General features: G+C 57.8%; 19 protein-coding genes. All 19 read right to left on the bottom strand.

Going from position 1 to position 26,470, the window contains the following annotated elements:
• Positions 1-110: 110 nt before the first annotated feature.
• A complete protein-coding gene (locus FE781_RS12230) occupies positions 111-2,840 on the bottom strand; it encodes an S-layer homology domain-containing protein (RefSeq protein ID WP_170209527.1) in 2,730 nt (909 codons plus the stop codon).
• Between the two features lie 507 nt (positions 2,841-3,347).
• Complete coding sequence (locus tag FE781_RS12225; RefSeq protein WP_138789910.1) at positions 3,348-7,154, bottom strand: S-layer homology domain-containing protein; 3,807 nt, start codon at positions 7,152-7,154, stop codon at positions 3,348-3,350.
• A gap of 292 nt (positions 7,155-7,446) precedes the next feature.
• Positions 7,447-8,550, bottom strand: a complete 1,104-nt coding sequence (locus FE781_RS12220) for an MraY family glycosyltransferase (protein ID WP_138789909.1) — start codon at positions 8,548-8,550, stop codon at positions 7,447-7,449.
• Positions 8,551-8,698: 148 nt separating this feature from the next.
• The gene (locus FE781_RS12215; RefSeq protein ID WP_138789908.1) at positions 8,699-9,436 is read right to left on the bottom strand and encodes a WecB/TagA/CpsF family glycosyltransferase; all 738 of its coding nucleotides are present in this window, start codon (positions 9,434-9,436) and stop codon (positions 8,699-8,701) included.
• A gap of 11 nt (positions 9,437-9,447) precedes the next feature.
• Positions 9,448-10,587 (bottom strand): polysaccharide pyruvyl transferase CsaB, encoded by a 1,140-nt coding sequence (csaB, locus tag FE781_RS12210; protein ID WP_138789907.1) that lies wholly within the window; start codon positions 10,585-10,587, stop codon positions 9,448-9,450.
• Entirely contained in the window at positions 10,572-12,614 is a 2,043-nt protein-coding gene (locus FE781_RS12205; protein WP_138789906.1) for a DUF5693 family protein, read from the bottom strand. Before FE781_RS12205 ends, csaB begins: the two co-directional genes overlap by 16 nt.
• 82 nt (positions 12,615-12,696) lie before the next feature.
• Complete coding sequence (locus FE781_RS12200; protein ID WP_138789905.1) at positions 12,697-14,397, bottom strand: phospho-sugar mutase; 1,701 nt, start codon at positions 14,395-14,397, stop codon at positions 12,697-12,699.
• Between the two features lie 54 nt (positions 14,398-14,451).
• The gene (gene fabZ, locus FE781_RS12195; RefSeq protein ID WP_138789904.1) at positions 14,452-14,895 is read right to left on the bottom strand and encodes a 3-hydroxyacyl-ACP dehydratase FabZ; all 444 of its coding nucleotides are present in this window, start codon (positions 14,893-14,895) and stop codon (positions 14,452-14,454) included.
• Positions 14,896-15,053: 158 nt separating this feature from the next.
• A complete protein-coding gene (locus FE781_RS12190; protein ID WP_211346356.1) occupies positions 15,054-15,581 on the bottom strand; it encodes a CDP-alcohol phosphatidyltransferase family protein in 528 nt (175 codons plus the stop codon).
• A gap of 44 nt (positions 15,582-15,625) precedes the next feature.
• Positions 15,626-15,784: a DNA-directed RNA polymerase subunit beta gene (locus tag FE781_RS12185; protein ID WP_138789931.1), complete on the bottom strand. Its 159-nt coding sequence runs from the start codon at positions 15,782-15,784 to the stop codon at positions 15,626-15,628.
• A 145-nt stretch (positions 15,785-15,929) separates the two neighbouring features.
• Positions 15,930-16,790: a flagellar hook-basal body protein gene (locus FE781_RS12180; protein ID WP_138789902.1), complete on the bottom strand. Its 861-nt coding sequence runs from the start codon at positions 16,788-16,790 to the stop codon at positions 15,930-15,932.
• A gap of 16 nt (positions 16,791-16,806) precedes the next feature.
• Positions 16,807-17,697 carry a flagellar hook-basal body protein gene (locus FE781_RS12175; RefSeq protein ID WP_138789901.1) on the bottom strand — a complete coding sequence of 297 codons (891 nt, stop codon included), beginning with the start codon at positions 17,695-17,697 and terminating at the stop codon, positions 16,807-16,809.
• Positions 17,698-17,711: 14 nt separating this feature from the next.
• Positions 17,712-18,713 carry a rod shape-determining protein gene (gene mreB / locus FE781_RS12170; RefSeq protein WP_138789900.1) on the bottom strand — a complete coding sequence of 334 codons (1,002 nt, stop codon included), beginning with the start codon at positions 18,711-18,713 and terminating at the stop codon, positions 17,712-17,714.
• A gap of 136 nt (positions 18,714-18,849) precedes the next feature.
• On the bottom strand, positions 18,850-19,143 hold the full coding sequence (gene spoIIID / locus FE781_RS12165; RefSeq protein WP_138789899.1) for a sporulation transcriptional regulator SpoIIID: 294 nt from the start codon (positions 19,141-19,143) through the stop codon (positions 18,850-18,852).
• A 148-nt stretch (positions 19,144-19,291) separates the two neighbouring features.
• Positions 19,292-19,888 (bottom strand): M23 family metallopeptidase, encoded by a 597-nt coding sequence (locus tag FE781_RS12160; RefSeq protein ID WP_246068160.1) that lies wholly within the window; start codon positions 19,886-19,888, stop codon positions 19,292-19,294.
• A 206-nt stretch (positions 19,889-20,094) separates the two neighbouring features.
• Complete coding sequence (gene spoIID, locus FE781_RS12155; protein ID WP_138789897.1) at positions 20,095-21,372, bottom strand: stage II sporulation protein D; 1,278 nt, start codon at positions 21,370-21,372, stop codon at positions 20,095-20,097.
• A gap of 417 nt (positions 21,373-21,789) precedes the next feature.
• A complete protein-coding gene (gene murA, locus FE781_RS12150; protein WP_138789896.1) occupies positions 21,790-23,118 on the bottom strand; it encodes a UDP-N-acetylglucosamine 1-carboxyvinyltransferase in 1,329 nt (442 codons plus the stop codon).
• A gap of 299 nt (positions 23,119-23,417) precedes the next feature.
• A complete protein-coding gene (locus tag FE781_RS12145) occupies positions 23,418-23,678 on the bottom strand; it encodes a DUF1146 family protein (RefSeq protein WP_246068159.1) in 261 nt (86 codons plus the stop codon).
• A gap of 53 nt (positions 23,679-23,731) precedes the next feature.
• The gene (locus tag FE781_RS12140; protein WP_170209526.1) at positions 23,732-26,467 is read right to left on the bottom strand and encodes a S8 family serine peptidase; all 2,736 of its coding nucleotides are present in this window, start codon (positions 26,465-26,467) and stop codon (positions 23,732-23,734) included.
• Positions 26,468-26,470 lie beyond the last annotated feature (3 nt).

The following is a 26,470-nucleotide window of genomic DNA, read 5'->3' as shown; positions in this document are numbered from 1 at the left end:
CTTTCAAGTCTTGCCTCTATTTAATAGACTGGCAGAAGGCAAGAAAAGTTTCGAGAAAAGAAAAAGACCGGAAGCTTAAAGCTTCCGATCTTTCGTTTAAGATAACTCAATTATTGTACAATGACTTTGAATACGATAGAGTTACCGTTTGCTGCTACAGCAGTGATCGTGTAGCTATAACCCGATCCTACTCCTGTAGCATCGTTACCGGTGCCAACAAGCGCCCCGGAAGCATCACTACGTGCGTTTCTAGCGTCGCCAGCAGCTACCGTAACGTAGCCTTCACCTTGGCTAACAATGATGTCATTGTCTTGGTTGCGGAGTGTCAATGTAGTAGCTGCCGGTCCAACATTGCTTGCTACTACCGTTTTCTCAATTACTTGAGCGCCGTTATTAGTGCTGCCATGGATGATAACTTTGAACGATTTTTCAGTATTAGACTCAGACGCTGTAAAAAGACTTGCAGGCGCGTATACTGTGTCATTCACGCTGTCATAGGCTACACCTACAGTTGTTACATTGTAGTAGGAAGTGTCGCCATCCGGAATAGCAACTTTCGTTCCGTCAGCCAGCAAGCCTACAACATCAAGGGCTTTAGCATGAGCAGTGTTGCCATTTGCGTACAGTTTTGCAATATCAGCCACTTCGTAGCCTGTAATATCTGTACGTTTAACAGTTCTTGCCGAGAACGTATACTCGGAGTTTGCAACAGTCTCACCGGTTGCCTCATTTACCAGTTTCAACGTAAAGTTAGTCGACCCGTTTGCCGTTGCGCTGCCTTTCAGCTTAACGGAAGTCGTAGCTGCATCTACAGTTGCCGTGCTCGATGCGCTTCCGTCAAACTCAACATTTGCGTTGTCCTTGCTGATTTGAACCTCATATCCGGCAAAGTTAGCAAGAGTTTTTGTGCGTCCGTATTGGTCAAGCACTTTGATTTTGTCACGGCTGATCGTTGTAGTTGCCCCCGGAGCCAGAGCGTACTTCAACTCGTCAACACCGGAAATGACTTGCGGTTTTTTGTTCGGTTGGACAGTCAGCTGCAACTGAACAAATTTGTACGTTTTCGTTTGAACCGTCATATACACCGTAGTTGCTTCCGTAACACTGGGTGCGGTGTATTTAAATTTGACTTTGTTATTCACATAGTCTTTTTCAAACGAATACGTACCTTGGGTTACGGATACGTTCAGATCCGTGAAACCGTTCAACGAAGTTACATCTTTACCGAATTGGTCCAGTGCCGTATAAGGCAGTTCAACCGTTTCGCCACCTACAACCAAATCCGGAGCTTCCAGAGTCAGCGTGTCGATTTTGGAGCTGTCTTTAACGGTTACTTCAAAGGATGCCGATTGACCGGTCGCTTTGGAATAAACGAAAACTTGAGACGTACCCGATTTGGAAGGAGCCGTCAACTTCAGGGCGGCATATTTAACGCCGTCAATTGTCAACTCTTCATAATCAGCTTGGCCGGTTGCAGCCAGGCCGTTAACCGAAATAACAGAGGTATTCGTGACGTTGACTACCGTATCTTGTTCCAGATAAGTGTCTGTCGTTACAGTGTTGCCAAATTGGTCTTTGGCATTCAGCAGCAAGTAGAACGTCTCGCTGGAACCAACTTCAATTTCGGTTTTGCCGTTTGCGTTGTAGAGTTTATCAAACGCAAGGCTAGCGACTTGAGCTTTGGTTGCTACAGTGTACGTAGCGCTAGCATATGTCCCGGTAGTTTTGTGGACGGCGCTCACAGCCACTTTCGTGTCAATCATAAAAGGAGTCAAAGACGTAATTGTAACAGTTCCGTCATTGCTAACAGTTGTGGTTTGATACCCACTATTTACTTGGATTTGGTTGTTGTTTACTTGCGACTTCGTTACATCTTCATTGTATTGGTTATATACTTTCAGTTTGGCGGTAATGACTTTGTCGTCACCACGGGACAGTGGAGCCTTGTCGCCGATGAATTCGATTTTGGTGACTTTCTCGTCTTCAACGCTGACTTTAGCTTCCAACGCAGTAGCTTCTACGCCCGATACGGTAACCGTATATTCACCTTTGGTCAGGTTAGATACGGTTTCGATGACCGCCGATTTGTTGTCTTCCGAGAACGTCGTTTTCGCAATGTTAACCGGAATGGTACCTTTTTTAACAGAGATCGTTGCTTTGGATTTGTCAACCGCTTTGCTGAATTTCACTTCCAGCTTCTTCGCGCCAACTGCAGCGAAGGAGGAGATTTTAGTAGCGTTTTTCGCTTCTTCAATCTCCTTAATGATCTCGTTAGCTGCGAATGCGGAAGTTACGAGCACCTCACGGGTAGCTTCAGCCGTGTAGTCTTCTTGCGGAGCCAAGTAGCCCGCTTTGACAACAGCGGCAACATAACCTTTCGCCCATTCGGAGACTTCGCCTTCAACTTCAGCGTTAGCGTCGATGTCCAGATCCAGCGCGATCGCAACCAGTTTCGCGAATTGCTCGATGGTTACGTTGTCGTTCGGAGCGAACAGCGGCGGCTCGTCGCTTACGCCGTCGATCAGCTTCGCTTTTTGCAGAGCGCCGACATAACCAGCGAACCAGTCGTCCGCTTCAACGTCGTCGAATTTCTCTGCACTTGCATCCTCGTTAGCACGGAGCAGTTTTACGAGGATTTTCGCGATTTGTGCGCGAGTCGTCAGAGCTTCCAGATCAGCGCCGTTGCCGGCACCTTCCGGATCGAAAATGCCTTCTTTAACCAGCTCTTGGAATTTCTCCAGAGCCGTCAGGTCCTTGGTGCTGTCTGCTGCGAATGCTACGGAACCAAACGCAGAGAAAGCAAGGCTAGCTGCCAAAACAGCGGACAAACCTTTTTTCATAACCTTTTTGTCTCCTCCTCGGATATGTTTCCCTTGAGAATTTTGTTTAAGTAAGTATAAGCTCGATTTCCTCATTGTCGGTTTCACCCCCTTCCCAGAGTTGAGCGGTAATTATGTTCTTAAAGTCTGCGCGGCGCTAGCCTGCGCAGAAACTTGTAGAAACCAATCATTGGATAGGTAGACCACTCTAACATTATACTACGTGTCACCTGCATCGTAAAGAAAAATCGCTGAGAATAATAGGCAAATGCTTTTCGTTGTGGTTTGTTTTTCACATTCTTAGACGCGTCGAATCGGAAAAGGTTGCGCGATTTCGAAAAAAGTTTTTGGCTTTCCGTTTTTTCCGATTTTATCTTGCATTTCCATCAACCTGTCCGATATGCCTAGTATAACCTGCGCTCCGGGAGACCGTCATTATCAACAATTTACCAATGTCTTCGTATATTCCCACGAAGGAGAAGAGGCCACAGACGTATGAGTCCGCGGCCTCCCGCCTCATTTCTGCTCTTACTTCGGTATTTTGCCTTCGGCTTTCATGACGCGCATGGCGACCATGGCCGCTTCCGCGCGGGTGAACGTTTCTTTCGGATCGAAACGCACCGTCGGGTTCTTCTGGCCGGGGAGCAGCACGTTTTCCTTGCCTTCGATAAATCCTTTGTTCGTAATGGCATCGACAGCCGCTCTGGCATAAGGGTCGATCGTATTGGCGTCCGTAAACGCCTTCTGCAAGTTTTTCAATACCTTCTCCTCATCGGTGCCCAGCTTGAGATCCGCCGCGCGGGCGATCATGACCGCCGCATCTTCGCGCGTGATGGCCGCATCCGGCGAGAACCGTCCTCCGGTCGTTCCCCTCACGATGCCGACGCGCGCGGCCGTCTCGATATATTTATACTCGTAGAGGCCGTTGGACAGCGGGTTCACTTCCAACACGTCCGTAAACGTCGGCCGGGAGTCGTACTGGAGCGGAATCTCGAAGATTTTGACCAGCATCGTCGCGAACTCGCCGCGGCTGATCGGGTCGTTCGGAACGAAGGAATACGTGCCCTTGTTCAGCATGATGCCCTTCGCGTACAGCGTATCCAGAGCATCCCGCGCCCACGGATGGCTGGTGACGTCGTCGAAGCTCTTGTCCATATACATGACGCGATAGAAGCCGAACTTCTCGATCGGGACCGTGATCGTATTTTTCGATCTGTCCACAACGCCGCCAAGGTTGCGCCAGCGGGAGCCCGGGATTCCGCGGTAATCGACGAACGTGTCGAAATGGAAGACCGTTACGTATTTCCACGCTTCGTCGCGGATGTTCGGATCGAACTTCAGCGTCAGCGTTCCGGTCCGCGTCGGGACGACAAGGTCGTTGTTGCTGCGTCCGAAGAAGACGTCGCCCGCGTACGGATCGCGCCCGCTTCCGATAAGCGCGGCTTGCGTGTAATCTTTGTCCGATTGCAACGGATCGGTTTTATCCTTGATGGTGCCGGCGTCGATCCAGTACAGGTCGCTGGCCGGACGGAAACGCCCTGCCGGATCGGCCAGAAGCAGTTCCCCTTGCTTGACTTGAACGTCGGTCGATTTGTACGTTTCGCGGTCTACCCGGCCATTCAGCGGATCGGCGATGCCGAACAGGATCTGACGCTCGTTCGTCAGAATCGGATACGCATCGTTCGGGTTGTACCGCTTCAGCAGCGTGCCTTTCGGGAAGGACAACTGAATGCTTTTGTCGAACACGTCCATCTTGTTGCTGATCGTCGTCTTGTACATCGAGCCCGGCAGATTGGTATTCGTATAGAACGCGGTAAACTCGCCGTTCAGCTTTTGCGTGCCCCGCACGACCGTAAACTTGATTTTGTTTTTACCCGGCTTCAATCCCCGCACTTCATACGTAAACAGGTTCTTGTCGGCTGTGCTGCGGATCGCCGGATCTTTCCCGAACAGCACTTGATCGGCGCCTTCCGCTTCAATCTGAATCGGAAGGAAGTTGCTGTTGATATTGACCTGGTCTTCGCCTTGCGCGTTCTTGACGAGCCGCTTCGGCTCCAGAATCCGGTACGGCAACGGCTCGCGCGAGATGGTGATGGTTTTGACCGCGGTCACCGTGCCGTTGGTAATCTCGATCTCGATCACCGTATCGCCTCTCGGCATAAGCTTGAGGTCATAGGTATAGAAACGTCCCTCGGTTTGACCGCCGGGGTTCACCACATCTTTCAAGAGGCGATCCGGAATTGCGGCTCCTTGGCCGTTGACGGCGTCCTCGGACAAAATATTGCCCGAAGTCGTATGCGTCCCGCCGGCAACCTGATGCCACAGGATGCGCGGCTCGCCCTTGTCGTTTTTCTTGCGCACCGTTACTTTGATGCTCGACGCATTCTTCATGACACCTTCCAGACGGACGTACGATTCATTGGTCACGTACATATCGGGCGACTGCGCCGGCACGAACGTCTGCAGCTCGGAAGCCAGGCGGGGAAGAAGCTGAATGTCGCCGAATTCGGGAGCGTCCTTCGAGAACAGGAAGAACTCGATCATCTTCTCGGTGACAAGCGTATTCGACGGCGTGCCGATCTTGTACAGCTTCACGATGATCGAATGCTTGCCCTCGGTATCCGTACCGCTGGACGGATTCGGAAGGATCGCCGTAAACGTTCCGTTCGTATTCTCCGTCAGGTTGGCCGCCGGGATGGACACGCCGTCGTAGACGACATCCAGCTTATATCCGCCGCCGGTGCCGATCGTCGCGTTTACGACGGAGCCGGTGATACACCGCGTGGAGGCGCCGCACGTCAGAGACGCGATGCTTTTCAAAATCTGGCCGTTATTCAGGTTGCTGATAATGACGTAAGGCACGCTTGTGATGTTCAGGTCATACGTCTTGCTGCCTGTCGGGAATGGCCCGCTGCCGTTGGAAGGCACGATGCTGAGCTTGCGCACGCCGTCAGGGGTGGTGTTCGGCAGATCGATGATAGCCGTGCCGCCGCTTACCGCCGAGACCGGCAGCGGAGCTCCGTCAAGCGTGGCCGTAATGGACTGCGTGTTCGCATTGACATAGACCTTCAGTTTCGACGGCAGCTCTCCGATCAGGTTTTCGCCGGACGTTGCCAACTGCTCGCGTTCCACCCACGCGGTTCCGTCATATTCCATCCGGTGAACCTTTTCCACGTAGGCGCCGTTCGGGTCCTGATAATAATACGTGTACGGAACGGTCACCGAAAGTCCGCGGTCGTCGTAGAACACAAAGTTCATCGTTTGGACGTTGGGAATGCCGGTGCCGCCGATATTGTGCACGTAAGTAAAATCATAAAGAATATATCCGTCTTCCACCTTCGGATTGGACAAAGCCGAACCGGCGGGCGGATTCGTTACGAAGAAATACTGATTGCTAATCGGCGAACCCGGACCGCCGAAGTTGGTCTGGATCTCGCCGTATGTGAATTTCGTTACGGTCGCCGGCTTTTGGGCCAGATCGAGATCGACCTTCATTTTGCCGCTGACTTCCAGCATCGTGGTCGTGACGGTCGGCTCGGAAGCCAAATCATGCGTAACGCCGGAAGATGTTTCTTTCAGTTTCACATCGTAAACGAACGGATTGCCGTTATCATAGATAAACGTCCGCTTCGTGCGGTAACTGTTCGTGTTGTTGACCGCGACGATCTCGATCTCGTTGTTGCCGGGACGCAGCTTAAAGTCGGTCTGGCTGCTTCCCGTCAGGCCGATGTCCTCGACCAGGAAATAGAACTGGCCGCCGTTCACCTGCCCATAATACGGGCGGGTGCCGCCGTTCACATAGGCGTACACCTCAAGCGCGTTCGAAGCTTCGCCCGTGATCAGAAAACGCTGCTTCGGCTCCTTCGGGTAGATGCCGCCATCCATAAACGAGTTGCCATCGATCTTCAGGTTGGTGATTCCCGTAATCGCCGAGTACAGGACGAACACGGAATTGGATACCGTCTTGGTCGTCTCGCCCAAATAGATCGTGATCTTGTTCGTCCCTTCCGTCAGGGCGACGTTGAAGAAGGTTATCTCGTTCAACCCGGTTTGCTGCGCCTTGTTCAGCGTCACCTTTTCGGGGGCCGTCCCGGCACTGATGTTTTGCACCTCGTAGTACAAAGCGGGAATCTGGCTTGCATCGATTCCCGTAATATCGGCTTTTACATGAATCAGTCCGCTTGTCACCCGGCTGGGATTGGTCTCCGTGCCCGACGGAGACGTAATCGTGATGCTGGCCGCGGCGGCTGCGGGCATAGCCGGCAACAGACCGCACAGCAAGGCAACAATCAGCAACAGGCTTGTCCAGCGATTGCGTTTTTTGCGTGTGTCCATGGCTCCTCCTTCGCTTCAGTGCAGATAAAGATTCGCGTATACCTGATTTATCGGCCGGGCGGCTGGAAAACTGAAGGCCGTCGGCGAAAATAGATCTCCGGCCAATGCCGGGCGCCCGATATAACGGGAGTGCTCGCCGCTGGAAAATTATGCTTCCGGCCATCCAAATAGACGCACGCTGCCGCCGCGAGGTTGCAATCGCCGGTTCATCCGCAACAAAAAACCGCCCCAGCGACAGACTGCCGTCTGCCGCGAGGCGGTTTACGTTAATACGATGATATAAGTGCTTGCCTTACAGCCGCGAACGCGAGTTGTCCGCCGGCTTCGAGCGCAGCCGGGAGAACAGCGTCAGCAGCGGTTTTCTGCTTTTGCTGAAGATGCCGATCGCTTCCGCTCCCAGCTCCATGATCAGCAGCAGAACCGCGACGATAATGACGGCCACCCAATTGGCGGTCTGGGACAGCAGTACGGCGCAAAGGCCGAAGAAAACCGAGATGCCGTAGATGACCAGAACCGTCTGGCGATGGCTAAGCCCGATTTGCTGCAAGCAATGATGCAAATGGCTTTTGTCCGCGACGGAGATCGGCGTCCGGTTCAGGACGCGGCGAATGATCGCAAAAAAAGTATCCCCCAGCGGAACGGCCAAAATGACAAGCGGCACGATAAACGAAACAAGCGTCGCTTGCTTAAAGCCCATAATCGAAAAGGTCGACAGCGCGAACCCAAGGAAAAGCGCGCCGGAGTCACCCATAAAGATTTTGGCGGGGTGGAAGTTGTACACGAGAAAGCCGAGAATGCTGCCGAGCAGAATGGCGCTCAGCAGAATAACGGTCCCGTTGCCCATCAGAACCGCCAGCACCAGAATGGTTGCGTTGGCGATGCCCGATACCCCTGCGGCCAAACCGTCCAATCCGTCAATCAGATTGACGGCGTTCGTGACGCCGACGATCCAAAACACGGTGAGCGGGATACTCAGCCAGGATGTATCGACAACGGTCTCGCCGAACGGAATATTCAGCAGCTCGATGCGAACGCCGAACGAAACGACGATCAGCGCCGCCGCGATCTGGCCCAGCAGCTTCATCTTCGGGGACAGCTCGAACTTATCGTCCAGCGCTCCGACCGCCACCACTACCGTTCCTCCGAGCAGCAAACCGAGAGCGACCTTCCAATCGATATCGCTGCCGGCAAACAGCCATGCTCCCAGCGTCGCCAGAACGAACGCCAGATATATCGCCAAACCGCCGAGTCGCGGCATGATACGCGTATGTACCTTGCGATGGTTCGGTACATCGATCGCGCCGATCTTCACGGCAAACGCCTTGACCCAAGGCGTCAGCAGCAAAGCGGCCAATCCCGCCCCCGCGAAAGCGGCAATCTGCAATCCGTAACTCATCGGTTTCCCCTTTCCCCTATTCCAGCTCATCTGTGAGTAATAGTTCCTCGCCTAAAACACTGCTTTTCATTATATCTGACGTATGGGTAACCAACAAAGTTGCGAAATTGCGAAAAAGTTCCGATTCGAACTGTTTTCACGGATATTTTCAAGGTTTTTGAACGTTCTCTTTCTCTCGAATGACTTTGAGCGCGAATTTCGGCAAAGCAAGCATGCGGGGAAACCGCGAAGGCTCGCGAAGCAGCCGGTGCAACCATTCCAGATGCAATTTCCGGAAAATCGCGGGAGCCCGCCTGATGCGTCCCGACCATACGTCAAAGCTGCCGCCCACACCCATCATGACAGGAACGGACAAGCGTTCCTTGTACTTGTCGATCCACGGCTCCTGGGTAGCGGCCGAGCGCCCGACAAACAGCAAGTCCGGAGCCGCCCGGCGGATGTCCTCGACGACTGCTTCGTCTTCCGCTTCGCCGAAATAACCGTCGCGATACCCCACGATCTGCAGCTTCGGGTGAACGGCGCGCATCCGTTCGACGGCAGCGGCGATGACCTCCGGCGCAGCGCCGACGAGGTACACCCGCCATCCCCGCTGTTCCGCTACGGCAAGCAGTTCGCCCATCACTTCGATGCCGGGAACGCGCTCCTTCACCGGGTTGCCGACGTATCCGGCGGCCCAGACGACGCCCGCCCCGTCAGGAATGACAAGCTCGGCCCGCTTCATCACCGCCATGTGCGCCGGATGTTCAAGCGCCGCCATAATCATGATCGGGTTGATCGTCACGACGTGGTGAGGCTTCTTCTGTTCGACCGCCCGGGTCAGGTATTCCACGGTTTCGCGCTTGTTCATTTTGGCTACCGGGATGCCGAAGATCCGTACCGTTTCCATAGCGTGCTCCTTTATGACTTCAGGTTTTCCCTTTTATAAAAAGACACGATCTCCCTGGCCGGCTGCTGCGCCTGGATCTTGAGCGCTTCGACGAGCGGCGACTTCTCGCGCTGCCAATGCGCCTTGTCCGCAAGCAGCCGCTCGGCCGCAAGTGCGACCCGTTCGGCATCCAGGGAATCCGTCGAACCGACCGCCTCTTCGCCGAGGCGCCGCAGAAATTGATCGATTTTCGGATCGTAGGAAATCCCTAACACCGGAATCGTTTGCGCCGCCGCATAAATTAACGAGTGCAGCCGCATGCCGATCAGCGCGTCGCACCGGCCCACTTCCTCGAACATCTCAAGCGGCGACTCGAGGTCCGGCGCAAGGCTGACCCGATCCGTACGGCCGTAAGCCATCCGGTTGCGCAGTTCCTCCGATGCCTCGCGATCGGAGGGCAGGTGGAACGGAAGCAGCCGCACATGCGCGTTCGTGCGTCCCAGCACGGCGTCCAGCGCTTCGGCCAATTGGCCGATCTCCTGCCGGTCGCTCCGCCAGTAGCGGACGGACACGCCCAATACGGGAGACTTGCCTCCCAACCGCTCGGCCCGAACGCTGTTCTCCTCGGACTTCATGCCCATAACCGGATCGGGCACCACTTCGATACGTTTGCGGTCAAGGCCCATCCGCTCGAGCAGCGCCGCCGATTCCGCGTCCCGCACCGATACGTAGGAACAGCGGCGCAGCACCGAAGCGATCATCCGATGAAACAGCGGACGCTCCACGGGACCGATCCCTTGCGCGTAGACGAAAGTCGGCTTCCCGAGCCATTGCGCCAGCTTCAGGACGGCGAGGTAATACGGGATCGTCCGGGAGCTGGTGGCATCCTGGAGCAGACTGCCGCCCCCGCTGATCAAGCCGTCGCAGGAGGACAGCGTCCGGAACAGCTCTTGCGGACGCATCCGGTGGGCCGCGCGGACCCCATAGGCGCTGGAGGTCCAATCGGGACGGGCGGACAGCACGACAGGCTCAATCCTGACGCCCTGCTCCCGCCCCTGCTGATCCAGCGCTTGAAGGATCGACTGAAGCACCGCTTCGTCTCCGCTGTTGCCGAAGCCGTAATAGCCGGACAGCGCCAGCCGCACCGGTCGGCCGGTTATTTTGCCGCCCATCGCAGCCAGCTCCTTCTGCCCAATGTCCAGACGGCGATCAGCGCCAGACCGATAATGGCGCCGATCCATGCGCCGTTAAATACCCGCAGCAGCGAGATCGCGAGCGGGGTGTGGAAATGGGCGAACGTGCCGGAGACGGACAGTTGCCCGACGACGCCGGCGATCAGCAGAAGCGCTCCCCAGCGGTAGCGCAGGGCCAGGAAAACTCCGAGGATCAGAGCCGGATGTCCCATCAGCTCTTTGAACCGCGGACGGGCCCCCAGCTTCTCCTCCAGCAAGGAGCGGAAGAGCAGCTCGAAAGCCGAGGCTTGTCCGGAATTGCCGGTGCGCGACAAGTAGTACCAGCCCGCTGCAGCCGCCACCGCTCCGGCGATGACCATCCAGACGCTGATGCGAAGCGTCAGCAGCTCTTTCAGCCGGTTGAACGCGGCGCCCAGCAATTTCTCGCGGAACGCCAGCACATACAAGGCCACCAACGCGATCGGAACCGCATGGTGCAGGCTGACGCCGCGATATTGCTGAAGCTGCAGCGAATATTGGATATGGTCCAGCAGACCGACCATAAACACGATGCCGACAAAAGTAAGAGCCAACGCTTGCAGCAGCTTCCACAGCGAGACGAGCGCGCCGCCTCCGGCGCCTGCCGCTCTCCGTTCTTCCGTCCAGCGAACGATGCGAATGACCGCGAGGGTCGGGGCGGAAATCCCCGCCGCCAGCGCCATGGCCTGCAGCGCGACCGGCGCGGACAGCACCGTCAGAGCCGCCGCTCCCCCCATGCCGACAACAAACGCGGCGAGCCGCAATATGCCGATAAATTCCCCGATCAGCAGCGCTCCCAAAGCCACGACCCCGATCATGACGATGACTTTCAGCAGCTTGCTCATCGGCACGTCATGCTCGACGAACGGCTGCGCAAGCCCCAGCTTAAAGCCGGCATTCTCGAGCTTCCGGACGGCGCCGTCCGGACCTTCCAGCGCCTTGTACAGCGTGTCCTCCAAGTAATCGTTGATAACGGCTTTATCCGTATCTTTGCCCGCTCTCGAGTTAAAGAATACCATCCGGATATTCCGGTCTTTCACGGCCAACACGATCCGTTCGGACAGTTTGTCCGGCGTAAGTCTCGCGACCTCCGCCTCCTGGATCGAAGTCAGGCGCACGACGTTGTAATCCGTTTGATTCGCCAGCGTATTGAACCCTTTTTGCGGCGCCTTGAGCAACTCGATAGCCGCGAGGCCGATGCCGTTTTTGTTCAGCAGGGCGGCCACTTGCGGCAGTTGCTCGCGATCGGCCGGACTATCGCTGTACCCGGTAACTTCCGTACCGTCGAACAAGATTCGCTTGACGCCTTGGCTTTGCAGATACGCCAGCATCGCCTCGACGCGCTCCACGGAGAACGGCTGCATCCGGTTGGACAACCGGGCGACAATCTGGAAGCCGCTGTCGCGCAGTTGCTGGATGGCGATCGGGTCCGGGAACATCGGCTTCATCAGCGCATCCTCGTAGGCGATGTCCAAAATATAACCGCTTCGTCCGTCCAACGACCACGGCTGCATGCCGACCTCCAGCCGTTTCTGGAACGTGTCCCGCAGCAGCGGCTCAAGCTCCTTTCCGGTCGCCGCGTCCGCGAACAGCAGATAGGTGCGGTTGCGTCCGGGTTGTACCGCCGAAGCCGCTCCGGCCCCGGTCAGCAACAGCGCCTCCTGCTGCGTGAACAACTGGATGCGCCCCGAGTTGCGAAGCTCCTCGAGCGTCGACTCGTATACAGCCATCGAGCCGATGCCAAGCTCCTTCATGCGGGACAATTGTTCCCGGCGGTATTCCTCCGGATGGCTGCGATAAGTCGACAATTCGACCAGATCCCGATAGTCGAACACGAATTCGACTTGATCGGTTCCCTCCGTCGTCTCCGTCTGAAGACGGCCGAAGTTCATCGGCAATGCGGCCAGCACCGCCACCAGCACGACGATCCAGAGCCAGCGCGCCGACGTCCGGTTCCATTGTTGATACGTATTTAGCAACTTGCGCACGCTCCTTCTTCTGGGAGAATAGACGGCGGCCAGCCGCTCTCCGGACCCGTCCCGGTCCGGAGGAGCCGCCGCGCGCCTCTCGTCAACGGTCTACCCGGCTCATAACGGCAGGGATCAGCCGCTGCAGCTTGGCTTCGGCATCCTCGGCCGATTGGCCTTTCACGCCGAAGTACACCTTGATCTTCGGTTCGGTGCCGCTCGGCCGCAAGCAGAACCACGAACCGTCCGCCAGGATGAACTTCAACACGTTCTCCTTCGGCAGGCCGTCCAAACCATGACTGTAGTCCAGTTGCTTGGAGACGGCGACGCCCGCCATTTCGGACGGCGGCGCATCCCGCCAATCCGCCATGATGCGGCCGATTTGGGCGACCCCGTCGATGCCTTTGAGCGTCCGGGATTCGAGATGCTCCCGGTAATACCCGTAGCGCTCGTACAGTTCGAGCAGCACACCGTACAGGGTCTTGCCTTGCGACTTGTAATAAGCGGCCGCCTCGCAGATGAGGACGGCAGCGACAACCGCGTCTTTGTCCCTTGCATGCGTACCCGCCAAATAACCGTAACTTTCCTCATAACCGAACAAGTATGCGTACTCGCCGGTTTTCTCGTATTGCGTCATTTTTTCGCCGATGTATTTGAAGCCGGTGAGCGTGTTCATGACGGTCAAGCCGAACGATTCTGCAATGACGGCGCCCAGTTCGCCCGTTACGATCGTCTTGATCAACAGGCCGTTATCCGGGAGCCGGCCTTGTTCCCGCAGGCTGGACAACAAATAATAGGCCATCAGCGCGCCTGCCTGGTTGCCATTCAGCACGACGTATTCGCCCTGATCGTTCTTGACCACCGCTCCCATCCGGTCGCAGTCCGGGTCGGTGCCGATCAGGATGTCGGCATTCGCGCGCTTCGCCAGCTCCAGCGCCAGCGTGAACGCCTCGCGCTCCTCGGGATTCGGGGACTTGACCGTCGAGAAGTCGGGGTCCGGATGCTCCTGCTCCGGCACGACGGTCACCCGCGTAAAACCAACCGCCGCCAGCGCGTTGCGAACAGGCAGATTGCCTGCCCCGTGCAGAGGGGTATACACGATCGAGAAATCGTCCGCGACTTTTCGGACCGCCTCCGGGTTTACGCTGACCGACGCCACCGCTTGAAGAAACGCCTCGTCGATCTCGGCGCCGATCCATTTCAGCAGCCCGCGGGCTTCGGCCTCTTCGCGGGACAGCCGCTTGACGTCCTCGAACGGATCGACAGCCAGAAACTCCGCGGTCACTTCGTTGGCGGGTCCGGTGACGAGCTGGCCGCCATCCGGTCCGTATACTTTATACCCGTTGTATTCGGGAGGATTATGGCTGGCCGTGATAACGACGCCCGCCGCCGCGCCCAGATGGCGAACCGCGAACGACAGCTCCGGCGTCGGTCTCAAGCTCTCGAACAGATAAGCGCGAAGACCGTTGCCGGCGAAGACCAACGCCGCTTCCAGCGCGAACTCGGGCGACCCGTGGCGCGAATCGTGCGCGATGACGATCGAGGCCTGATCGCCGGCCGTCCGCCGTACGTATTGAGCAAGGCCTTGGCTTGCCCGTCCCACCGTATACCGGTTGATACGGTTGGTGCCCGCCCCGATCACGCCGCGGAGCCCGCCGGTGCCGAATTCCAGATCTTTATAGAACCGATCCTCGATCTCTTTGGCGTTGTCCGCAATCGCCCGCAGCTCCGACCGGGTCGCTTCGTCGACTCCAGGGTGATTCAGCCAGCTTTCATAAGTCGCAAACGCTCGCTCCGTGGTCATATGATCTCCCTCGCTCCCATTCCGTTTATTTCTGTTCATAAAATCATTCGCTTTTTATTCGTTTTTAGACTGCGGATCGACCAACGCAAACATCAACTGGCCTTCGGCGACGACCCGATCGCCGACCGACGCTTTGGCTTCGCCTTTGCCGACCATCCCCTTCAATCGGGTGATCCGAAGCTCCAGCCGCAGCGTATCGCCCGGATACACCTGGCCGCGGAACCGGAACTCATCGATTCCCGCAAACATCGCAATCTTGCCGCGGTTCGCCTCCACACTCAAGATTGCGACCGCCCCCACCTGGGCGAGCGCTTCGACGATCAGCACGCCGGGCATAACCGGCATCTGCGGGAAGTGGCCGGCGAAGTAAGGCTCGTTCATCGTTACGTTCTTGATCCCGACAGCCGCGACTCCGGGTTCAACCTCCAAAATCCGGTCGATCAGCAAAAACGGATAGCGGTGCGGAATGATCTCTTGAATCTGTTGGATATCCAGCATCAAAAACATCTCCTTTGTGATAGGGTCGCGCCCGTTTGGAACCGGGTTGAATAAAATGCGGTGAGCCTTGTCAACACTATGTCTATCCTTCATGTCTGCAGGCATGATGGTTAAAATAGAGAGCATGAGGCGCCGGCCCCCTTTCGATAAGCCGCGCCTCAGATGCTCTTTTTCGTCTGCCCCATATCGTTCAAATTCCGGAACAGCAAAATGTAGACGGCACTCGTGACAAAGGACAGGCCGATAACCCCCCACAAAAACGGGATCGCGATCGGAACCTTAAAGAAAATAAAAAGGATCGCTATATAATAGAATACCGTTGTCAGCTTCCCCATTGCATTGGCGGGAACGGTCATCTTGCCTCGAAAATGGAAAAACGCCGAACCCGCGATCATCCCCGCATCACGCAACGCCATGGCTGCGGCCGCCTGCCACGGGATCCACCCGCCGATCAGCAGCGAGAGCACGACGGCAAGCAGCATCAGCTTATCGGCGAGCGGGTCCAGCATCGAACCCAGACTCGTAACCTGGCCCCGGCGGCGGGCCAAGTAGCCGTCCAGCACATCCGTAGCTCCCGCCATAAACAAAACGACGAGCGCCCGCATCGGGTGTCCTGCAAAAAACAAAAAGAGATAGAGCGGAATCATTAGCAAGCGGCCGATCGTTAACAGATTAGGCAGGTTCAGACAGATCCGCTCCTCTCCAAAAGAAAGCTCCCACAAGCGGGGAGCTATGAATCCGCAAATATTAAGTCGAACAGGTGCTGCCAAGTGCCCCATTTGAATACGTCGCCCGCAGGCTGGTCTCCAACGACCGCGTAGCCGATCAACAATCCCGCGATTAACGCCGTCAAGCATAACAACGGGATAAGCAGCGTGCGCAGCACCATGAAAATCCGGCGTTTCCAAGGCGGCGCAGGCTGCTTCTCCTTTTTCGGGCGGGATGGCGGATTTTTCGCTTCCCTTTTGACATCCGCTTTTGTTTCTTCACCGGGTGGTGTTCGCTTCATCAAGCAAAACTTCCTTTATCATCCGCTACGCCCGGATCGACACGGCCAAGCCCATCAACTGCTCGGCCGAAGCGAAGGCGCGGGAATTCAATTCGAAGGCTCGCTGGGCAATCATCAGCTCGGTCATCTCGTCGCCGAAATTGACGTTCGATTGCTCCAGCATGCCCTGCCGCAGACGGACCGCGTCCGACCCGTCGGCCGGATCGAAGGCATCCGGGCGGATAGCCCCGGCCGCTTCATCGACCGCGATCAGGTTGTCGCCGATGTTCTGCAGCAAGTGCGGCCGGACGACGCGGCCCACGCTGAGCCGGATCGGATCGCCATCCGCCGGGAGCCGCTCATGGGTTGCCTTGTGATAGAAGGTCAGAACGCCTTCCTCCGAGATATGCACCCGGGCGTTCGACGGGACGTAGATGCGGTTGCCGCCGCTGTCCAGCACGAATTCCCCGCGCGACGTCACCAGCTGCATCCGGTCGGGATCGCCCTCGACGGGCACCAGTTGAAAGGAGCCGTCCCTCGTCCAGGCCCGGCGCGGTTGGGCCCCGCCGTTGGCGTCCGTGTCTATCCATTCGACCTGAAACAAGCCGTTGCCTTCGATAGCGACATCCAGATCGCGATTCGTCGTAACGAGCGGCCCTTGAACCAGGCTGACGGACGTTTGTCCGACTTTCGCTCCCCATCCGACCGGCAAACCGAGCGGCGTCTTGCGTCCCGCCTTCTCGAATCCCGGCTCCTGAATGATCGTATTCGTCAAAATATCCTGGAAGCTGGCCTCGCGGCGCTTGAAGCCGGGCGTATTGAGATTGGCCAGATTATGCGCGACCGTGTCGAGCTTCTGTTGGGCCGCCTGCATGCTGACAGCCGAGACGATCATCGATGCATTCATGTCTCAAGCCTCCCCGTTACACTTTGCCGACTTCGTTGACGGCTTTCTCGAGACTCCGGTCGTAGGCTTGTACGACCTTCTGGTTCGCTTCGTACGCCCGGACAGCCGCCATCAGATCGACCATCGACTGCGCCGCGTCGACGTTGGACCGCTCCAGATAGCCCTGCTTGACCTCCACCGCGTCCTGAGCCGTTACCGGAACCGCGTCGGCTCCTTCCTCCAGACGGAATACGCCGTTGCCCTCGCGGATCAGCATGTATGGATTGTCGATCCTGACGACCAGCAGCCCGCCCAGCGCTTGTCCGTCCGCGCCAAGCAGCGGCGCGCCGGTAACGGCGCTGACGAACCGGCCGTCCGGTCCGACCGCAACCGCGCCCGGCGCCGTATCCGCGCCGAATACGATCGGCTCGTTGTTCAAGCCCAGCACTTCATACCCCTCGGAGGTCAACAGACGGCCCGCGTCGTCGACGATGAATTGGCCGTCACGGGTGTACCGGACTTGTCCTTCGCCGTTACGGACGGCGAAAAACGCCTGAGGCTGATACACGGTTTCGCCCGCGGCGTTGACGCCTTTTCCGGACGCGTCGAATTGAACGCCGGGCACTTGAATGTTGGAACGGATGGCAAAATCCGTCGGATTGCCGGTCGCGCGAAGATCCCCTTGCACATGCAAGTTCAGCGACTCCTCGGCGAACACGCCGGTATGAAGACGGCCGATCGGCTGACCTTGGGCTTGTCCTTCGCCGCCGTTGATGATCCCGATCAGCACCTCGGGAAACGAACGCGCAACGGCATGGGAAGCCTTGAAGCCCACCGTGTTCAGGTTGGCGATATTGTTCGTAACCAGTTGGTGCTTGCGCTCCGAGGTGATCATGCCGGCCGTGGCCGTGTACAATCCGCGAATCATAGCCTTCCCTCCGCTTAACCCAGCTTCTTGTTGGAAACTTTATCGAGATGATCCAGCATGATGCCCGTTCCTTTAACCACGCAATCCATCGGGTCGTCCGCAATCAGCACGGGCACCTTCAGCTCCTCCGCCAGCAGTTGGTCAAAACCGTGCAGCAGCGCTCCGCCGCCCGTCAGAATCGCTCCCCGGTCGATGATGTCGGCCGACAGCTCCGGCGGGGTGCGTTCGAGCACCATCTTGGCCGCGGCGACGATCGACGACACCGGTTCCCACAGCGCTTCGCGCACTTCGTCGGAGTGAATCGTCACCGTGAGCGGCAGGCCCGAGACCATATCCCGTCCCCGGATATCGATCTCTTCGTCCCGCCCCCGCTCCAGGACGGTGCCGATCTTGATTTTGATGTCCTCGGATGTGCGCTCTCCGATCAGCAATTTGTACTTGTTCTTGATATAACGCATAATCGCGGCGTCGAACTTGTCCCCCGCCACTTTAATAGAAGAGGCGGTCACGACGTCGCCCATCGACAGGACGGCCACATCCGTCGTTCCTCCGCCTATATCCACTACCATGTTGCCGCTGGGCTGGTAGATATCCATGCCGGCGCCGATCGCTGCGGCTTTCGGCTCCTCTTCCAGGAACACTTCCCGCGCGCCGCAGCGTTCAGCCGCCTCGCGGATCGCTTTTTGCTCGACCGAAGTGATATTAGCAGGTGCGCAGATCAGAATACGGGGCCGGCTGAACCATGATCGGGCTCCGACTTTGTTGATGAAGTGCTTGAGCATCATCTCCGTAATTTCGAAGTCGGCGATGACCCCGTCCTTCAACGGCCGGGTGGCGACAATGTTTCCGGGCGTGCGTCCAACCATGCGGCGCGCTTCTTCTCCGACGGCCAGCACCCGCTTCGTATCCTGCTCGATCGCCACCACGGACGGCTCGTTCAACACGATGCCGCGGCCTTTTACATGGATGAGCACATTCGCCGTACCCAAATCGATTCCGATGTCCTTGCTAAACATCCCGACTAATCCTCCCGATCCCCGAAGCCTCTACGTTCATAAATGAGCAGAAAGGTCCAAATTCTATTGTAGTATTCGATATGGAACGATAAAATCCTCCTTTTTCCGAAAAATTATTCCGGCAGGGACCGCCCGATTACGAGCGGATGCCGATCAGAGATTCGGGGGATGACTTGCCTTGACGGGTACGCTTGTATTTGATTTTGGTGGCCTCTCCGCCGCGGAGGTGACGGATCGACTTGTGGTACTCCAGAATCGTTTTGACCTGATTGGCCAGATCGGGGTTGATTTCCGGCAGCCGTTCCGTCAGATCTTTATGGACTGTGCTTTTGGACACACCAAATTCTTTGGCGATATGGCGTACCGTTTGCCGGGTTTCCACCAAGCTGCGGCCGATCTTGATCGTCCGTTCTTTGATGTAATCGTGCAAATCCCTCGCCTCCCTGCTCGAGATCAGATTGGTACATTATATGAACAGGGGGGCGTTATATGCGCTGTTTCCTGCGGGAACGTGCAAAAAGGGGAACAAGGAGCCGCGGCGCGCGCCCCTTCGTTCCCCTGCCGGCCTACCGTCCGGCTTACGGATTCAGATATTCCGCCGGATTAACCGACTCTTTGCTGTCGCCCTTGCGCACTTCAAAGTGCACGTGGTAACCGAGATCCTTCTCCAATTCGTTGCGGCCGGCTTTGGCGATCGTATCGCCTTGCTTGACGGTGACGCCCTTGGCGACCGTGATTTCGGACAACGATTGGTATACGGTGACGAGACCGTTCGGATGGGTAATCTCCACCAGTTTGCCGACGACCGGATCGGTTTCGGCCCGCGTGACCGTACCGCTCAGCGCGGCGAGCACGTCGAACGGCTGCCCGTCCTTGGATTGATAGTCGATGCCGGTATGGAGCGTGAACTCGGAGCCGTTCTGGATGACGGCCGCTTGTTTCGCGCCATTTTCGGCCTCGCTGTCGAAATACGGCCGGACGACTTCGACCGCGACGCCCTCGGCGGCGGGAATACGCATCGTCTCGGTGCCCGCCCCCGCGTTCGCCGGCAGAGAGTCATCCGTCTTGCCGTTGTCCTGCGTTACCGTTTTCGGGATATCTACCGAATCCTCGGAGGGGGCTCCGGAATTTTGGTAGACCCACAGTAACGTTAGGATGATTGCCGCTGCTGCCATGTACACAGCCGGAAACACCCATTTTTTCGCCAGCAGTCTCCGCCAAGCGCCTGGTGCGGCCGGTGCGTGCCCTTCGTGGGTCGAGGGGGCTGATTTGTTCTCATGAGTGGAAGATTGTTTTTGTTCACTCATTGGTTCATCACCTCATCAACCATTGTTGCCGAGGTGATAGGTTTTATACGTGGAGTGATAGAGATTTTTTCGATTTACCGCCGCAGTATGGCGTTCGTCAGTTCGGCGATCTTGACGCCGGAATAATAGTGCTGCAAGATTCCGCGGGCGCCGGTCCCTTGCAACGCCAAGCCTTGCGCGCCCCACTGGCTCATGCCGACCCCGTGCCCGTATCCGAACACGGTAAACGTCATCTCGCCGGACTCGATCTTCCAAGTGAATTGAGCCGACGGAAGGCCCAGCTTCTCTCTCACTTCCCGTCCCGTAAAAATATGCCCGCCGATCCGCAATTTTTTCACCTGTCCGCCCTCTGTCCGCTCGACAAGCTGCGGCGATCCCGAGCCGGAGGCCGGCACATCCTGCGGCAAGCCGAGCTTCCGGGCGACTTCGCTTGTCTTCAGGGTGACGACCGTGCTCGCCCTGGGCGACAGATCCTTCTCCCAGGGACTTTCGACGCTGCGCAAATACGGGAGCTTCTGTTCCCAGTAATTTTCCGAATTCTCCGTGCGGCCTCCGCTTGTCGAGAAGAAAGCCGGAAAAATGGGAGCATCCTCGTAGGTCAAAATAAGGCCGGCCGTCGATTCGACCGCTTGCTTCAACTTGTCCATACGTTCGGGCGTCCCCCATTTGGCGGCAATCGCGGATTCCGTCGCATAGGCTTGATCGCTGACCGTATCGGAGACGAGCGCCCCGCCCGGCGCCTGCGACGGCTTGGCGCCCGTAACCGCAGCCTCTGCCGTGTCGACCATCCGCTTGACGGCGTAGGTGCGGGCCGCGATCGCTTGCGCCTGCAGCGCCGCCAGCTCGAATTCCGGGGGCATCTCGGCGGCCACCACTCCGCGCACATACCGCTCTAGCGGGATGCGCTCCACCTTCCCGGTTTTCGATATCCATACCGTCACGGTCGGGTTCGGTGCGTTCACAGCGGGAACAAGCTCTTCCGCCGGTTTGCCGTCCGAATCGGAGGCTCCCGGTTCGCCTGCCGGCGAATTTGCGGCCGGGCCGCTATCCGCCCCGTCCGCGAAACCGCTGGACGCAGGTTGGCCGACGGCGTCCTCGGGCCCGTGGCGGGCAGCCAGTCCCGTCAGCAGCACGGCCGCGAAGGCCAATCCGCCCAACAGCGCGAACACGCCTGCCGACGGCCGATCGGCTAACCGCCGCCCGGACCTTTTCCAGAACGGCCCCGGCCGATATGTTCTCCGAGCTTTCGCCAGACGGCCGGAAAACGAGCGGGCGGCGGCGGTTCCGGTTCGGGATAGCTGCAATCCGATGCTTCGAAGCGCGTTCAACCATCTAAGGCGATAGAAGTTCATGCGATAATCCTCCGTGTGCTCTTGTGCGATGGGAAGCGGAATGGGTTGTACACTCCTAGTCTATGAAGCTTGCACACTTCATAGAACCCCGGTTTCGCAAGAGTGCCGGAAGCGAATTCGTCTGCCGGAATGGATAGGAGTTGGCCCGTCACCGTTATGCCGGAACGAACGTTGCCTGTCGCCCGACTGAGCCGAGGGGATAACGCCGAAATGGAAAAACGGCGGGAATACCGCCCGTCCTTCCCTTCCGGAATACAAGTCGCCGACGCCCGCAATCTTCCACGATAAAAAACAAACCGCTCCCGATATGAACGGCTCCCCTTGCAGCAGCGGGTTTTTATGGTTTCACCGGTCTGCTTGACGGGAGGCGGTTCACGACAGGAACGGCCTTTCATCGATATATCGCAAACTTTTTAATTATAAAGTGGCGAGAGACGGCTTCGCCGAAAACCGCGTGCGCTCTACCGCCGCTTGTTCGACTTCGGCTTCAATCGCCACCCGGGCGATATCCGCGCCCAATTGGCGCAGCTTTTGCTCGAATGCGACGTAACCGCGGTCGATGTGATGCGTACCGGTAATCTCGGATTGGCCTTCCGCCGCCAAAGCCGCCAGCACGAGCGCGGCGCCGGCCCGCAGATCGGTCGCGCAAACTTTTGCGGCTTCGAGCCGGCTTTGCCCGGTCACGATCGCGGTCCGACCGTCGACTTTGATGCTGGCCTTCATGCGCTGAAGAGCTTCCACATGCATGAACCGATTCTCGAAGACCGTCTCGGTGACGACCGACGTGCCGGACGATACCGTCAACAACGCCATCATCTGCGCCTGCATATCCGTCGGAAAACCGGGATAGGGCAGCGTCTTGACATCGACCGCCCGCAGCGGGGCGGACGCGATTACTTCCAGGCCCGACTCATGCTCCAGAATCTCGACGCCCATCTCCTGCAGCTTGGAAATCACCGGCCGCAGATGATCGCCGATCGCATTCTCCACAAACACATGTCCGCTGGTAATGGCGGCAGCGATCATGTATGTACCCGCCTCGATCCGGTCTGGAATTACGGTATGAGTGCAGCCGTGCAACGCATCGACGCCGTCGATCCGGATGATTCCCGTACCCGCTCCGCGTATCTGCGCGCCCATCGCATTCAGGAAGTTGGCGAGGTCCACAATCTCCGGCTCTTGGGCGGCATTTTCGATTACCGTCGTTCCCCGTGCCGTCGCCGCAGCCATCATAATATTTTCCGTGGCGCCCACGCTCGGAACGTCCAGATAAATCTTCGCTCCTTGCAGCCGGCCGTCCACCTGTGCCTCGATCATGCCATGTTCAAGCCTGATGCTTGCGCCCATCGCCTCAAAGCCCTTGAGATGCTGGTCGATCGGCCGCGTGCCGATGGCGCATCCTCCCGGCAGCGGGATTCTCGCTACCCCCGTACGGGCAAGCAGCGGTCCCATCACCAGAAAGGAAGCGCGCATTTTACGGACCAGCTCGAACGGAGCTTCCGATGTCGTCAGCCGATCCGCCTTAATCCGAAGCGCATCGGCATCCAATTCGACGCCCGCACCAAGCGCGCTCACGACGCCGCAAATCGTCCGGACATCGTCCAGATGAGGGACGTCGAGAATGCGGCACTCGCCGGATTCCGCCAACAATGCAGCCGCTATGATCGGCAATACGGCGTTTTTGGCGCCACCCACCCGAACCGTTCCGGTCAGCCTGCGGCCGCCCCGGACGATAATTTTATGCATCAAGAATCCCCTCGCGTTCTTCGCTGCTGATCATTTCTACCGAGATCGGCTACCGCCATCCCAACCAGGGCGCGTTGCCGGATGAAACGTTTGATATCGCTGGTTATAAAATCACAATACTTAATTGTAACAGTTCAAACCTGCTGGAACAATCGGAAGCATTTGCCTTGGATGCGATTGGGCATCCAGACACACCGACTTTATACCCTTCGCAGCGCCTGGCGATTTTATGACCGAACCGCGCAGATTCCTTTTCCCATTGTTCGCTTTCGGCGGTCCCCTTATTCCGGCGTACGGACTTAGAACAAGCTCCGGAGGACGGTCGTCAGCGCCATGTAATCGATCAGAAACCGGGCGGCATTATAACCGATCACGATCGAAAGCAAAATGAGCAGCAGCTTGCTGAGCGGGTGATTCGGCCGTTTCAGGAACACATCCCAACGGACCTGCTGCAGAGCGAACCAGGCCGCTACGATCCCCGCCAAAATAAAGATAATTTGAACCAGACCGGCAACGGACGCTTGCCGTTCCATCAAATCCAATGCCGTATCGACGCTCATCGTCAGCCCCTCCCCGTATACGATTCGGATCAGGAGGGGACGGTCCGTAACCGTCACCCTCGCTTAAACATGCCGGTAAGCATGACGGCCCATTCGGCGCGGGTGGCATTGTCGTTGGGGCGGAACGTGCCGTTGTCATAGCCGTCGATCCAGCCCCCGGCATACATCTGCCGCAGCATCGGCTGCGCCCAGTGTCCGACGGGCACATCCTTGAACGGCGAGGAAGCCGGCCCGATGTTCTTGACCGGAATCCGCAAGACGCGGCCGACCAAGACGGCCATCTCCGCACGGGTAACGGGCCGTTCCGGGGCGAACGTGCCGTCCGCATACCCTTGCAGCCAGCCCCGTGCCGCAAGCGCCTGGATGGCGCCGTACGCCCAATGTTCCGCAGGCACATCGGCAAACGCGACAGCGTCCCCGCCCGCCGACAGCTTTAATGCGCGCCCCAGCGACGCAGCGATTTCGGCCCGCGTGATGTAGCGGTCCGGCTTAAACGCATAACCGTCGTAACCGGTCATCCAACCGCTCCGAACCGACGAAACCATTTGCTTCTCCGCCCAGTGGCCGTCTATGTCGAGGAAGCCTTCGACGAGCTTCGTTTGATTCACCGTCAGATTGTAAGAGCGGAACAGATTTTTGCGGTCGGACGTGATGCGCAGATAATAGGTCCCGGGCTGGTTGACGCGCGCCGTCCACTGGATGCCTGTTCCCCCGCCCGCACCCGACGTCTGATCCCGTTCGTTCACGTTGGAATCGAAAAGAGCCAGCTTATACGTCTGATCGTTCCCGCCGCCTGTCACGGCGATGTCGAGCAGACTGTCGTGTTCGACATGGAAGGCGAACCAGTCTTCGTCCTCCGTCTCGTCGATAATGCCCTCATAAGCAGCGCCGAAGCTGATCGCGGTCGCCTGATACGATTTGTCGTTCGGCTCATGCGGATCGTTGGCCGCCGGCACGTAATCGACCTGAAGCTTGTAAGTTCCGACGGGCGCAAACGGGTCGTAATTTCTGACGCCGATGTAATAAGCGACGCCGGGGCTGACTTCAATGGCCGGCAAAACTTCCGGCTTGCCCAGGCCCCCTTCGTCAATATCCTTGGGCGTCTTGTTCGGCTGGATGAGCGTAAGGATCGGGTCCATCCGTTTGGAGGAAGGAGCGATCTGAACCCGCAGCGACCCCCTCTTGCTCGGCTGGAACAAAAACCAATCCTGATCGTCGGCCGTATGAAAGGTTCCGGTCAGAACCTGGGACCTTTCGGGCAGCGTATAAGCCGTATACGGCCGATTGTTGCTCTCGAATTCGTCAGGCGCCATCCGGAGCTCCGAGGAGATCCGATACAGCAGATGCCGATTGCCCCCCGTCACACGAAGATAGGATCTCCCCTTCGGAACGGACAGCGTCAGCACAGGTTGAACGCTGGATAGATGGTACGGCCCTTCCTGGGAATCGTTCGGCCCCAAGAAACCGGTCACGGCCAGCTTTTCTTCGCCGCTGATGGCGTGCAGCTTGATGTCCAGCATCCCCGACTCCGGCGCTTCGAACCAGAACCAGTCCTCGTCCCCGGGCATCCACTCCCCGGAGACAAACGAATGAACGGGGAACGGAGAGGCCGACAGTCGGTTGTTGTTCGGTTCGGCGGGATCGCGGAGTACCGGTTCGGTCAACGCGCGGTCAATCCGGACAATGCCGTATCCGGTACGCTCATCCCACCCGGGATCGGCGATATCTTGAGCGGTTTGCTTGAGCAGGGAACGTACTTCATAAGCTTTAAGCCCCGGCTGCCGTCCCCGTACGAGAGCGGCCGCAGCCGCGACCTGAGGAGCCGCCATCGAGGTGCCGTCCTTGTATTCGTAACGCCCGCCCGGCTTGGTCGTATACACGTTCCACGGGGCGACCAGATCGACTTCCGGCCCATAATTCGAACGAGGCTCCACGGAACCGTCCAGCTTGATTCCGCCGACAGCCAGCACCGTCGGATAGGCCGCCGGGTAATTGACATAGGGGCCTTCCTCGTTCCCTGTAGCCGCAACAAGCACGCAATCTCTCGATTCCGCGTATTCGACGGCTTCGCGGATAAACGGATCGTCCTTCATCAGCCCCACCGACAGCACGATGACTTTGGCCCCTTGTTCGACGGCGTAACGGATGCCTTCGCCCAATTGCGCTTCCTTGCCGTTGCCGGTCCGGTCCAATGCTTTGACGGGCAGCAGCCGGACATGGTTCGCCAGTCCCGCAATTCCCTTGTTATTGCGCACCGCCGCTATAATTCCGGCGACATTCGTGCCATGGCCGTTGTCGTCCTTGGCCGGCTTGCCCGGCTGGACGAGGTTGATGCCTTCGTCGACCGCATCCTTCAGCTCGGGGTGGTCGTAGTCGATTCCCGTGTCCACGATCGCCACCTTCACCGGCGTCAGATCGACGTTTAATTCCCAGGCGGCCTCCGCGCCGATCAGCCCTAGGTATTCCTGAAACGACACGTAAGGGTCGGAAGGCTTCGCGTGGCTGCGCACGATCTGATTCGGCGTCAAATACGCGACAGCCGTATCGGATTGCCAGCGGCGCTGCCACTCGTCGGCCGGAATTCCTCGCTTCGGGCGAATCACAGCCGCATTGGGCGTAGCCTCCAACCGTTGTACGACGTCCGTCTCCAACGCCATCGCGTCCGGCATGCCGGCCGGGGACGCCCACTTCACAATCCACGTCCCGTCAAAAGCGGGAGATTGCCGGTCGCCGGAGAAGGATGCGCCGTAACCGCCGGTCGCCCGGACGATGGACGCGGCCGGCTGCAACGT

The organism is Paenibacillus thermoaerophilus (assembly GCF_005938195.1).
Lineage (GTDB): Bacteria > Bacillota > Bacilli > Paenibacillales > Reconciliibacillaceae > Paenibacillus_W > Paenibacillus_W thermoaerophilus.
The sequence above is the reverse complement of the archived record's forward strand: the minus strand, read 5'-3'. Positions and strand labels throughout refer to the sequence as shown.

Bases quoted from the DNA above. Each gene is read 5' to 3' on its own strand.
- FE781_RS12225 (WP_138789910.1), bottom strand. From the start codon at position 7,154: ATGGACACACGCAAAAAACGCAATCGCTGGACAAGCCTGTTGCTGATT.
- FE781_RS12230 (WP_170209527.1), bottom strand. From the start codon at position 2,840: ATGAAAAAAGGTTTGTCCGCTGTTTTGGCAGCTAGCCTTGCTTTCTCT.
- FE781_RS12180 (WP_138789902.1), bottom strand. From the start codon at position 16,790: ATGAATGCATCGATGATCGTCTCGGCTGTCAGCATGCAGGCGGCCCAA.
- FE781_RS12220 (WP_138789909.1), bottom strand. From the start codon at position 8,550: ATGAGTTACGGATTGCAGATTGCCGCTTTCGCGGGGGCGGGATTGGCC.
- FE781_RS12175 (WP_138789901.1), bottom strand. From the start codon at position 17,697: ATGATTCGCGGATTGTACACGGCCACGGCCGGCATGATCACCTCGGAG.
- FE781_RS12160 (WP_246068160.1), bottom strand. From the start codon at position 19,888: ATGGCAGCAGCGGCAATCATCCTAACGTTACTGTGGGTCTACCAAAAT.
- FE781_RS12215 (WP_138789908.1), bottom strand. From the start codon at position 9,436: ATGGAAACGGTACGGATCTTCGGCATCCCGGTAGCCAAAATGAACAAG.
- FE781_RS12185 (WP_138789931.1), bottom strand. From the start codon at position 15,784: ATGGTGCTGCGCACGCTGCTTATCCCGTTGTTATGCTTGACGGCGTTA.
- csaB (WP_138789907.1), bottom strand. From the start codon at position 10,587: ATGGGCGGCAAAATAACCGGCCGACCGGTGCGGCTGGCGCTGTCCGGC.
- mreB (WP_138789900.1), bottom strand. From the start codon at position 18,713: ATGTTTAGCAAGGACATCGGAATCGATTTGGGTACGGCGAATGTGCTC.
- FE781_RS12200 (WP_138789905.1), bottom strand. From the start codon at position 14,397: ATGACCACGGAGCGAGCGTTTGCGACTTATGAAAGCTGGCTGAATCAC.
- spoIID (WP_138789897.1), bottom strand. From the start codon at position 21,372: ATGAACTTCTATCGCCTTAGATGGTTGAACGCGCTTCGAAGCATCGGA.
- murA (WP_138789896.1), bottom strand. From the start codon at position 23,118: ATGCATAAAATTATCGTCCGGGGCGGCCGCAGGCTGACCGGAACGGTT.
- fabZ (WP_138789904.1), bottom strand. From the start codon at position 14,895: ATGCTGGATATCCAACAGATTCAAGAGATCATTCCGCACCGCTATCCG.
- FE781_RS12145 (WP_246068159.1), bottom strand. From the start codon at position 23,678: ATGAGCGTCGATACGGCATTGGATTTGATGGAACGGCAAGCGTCCGTT.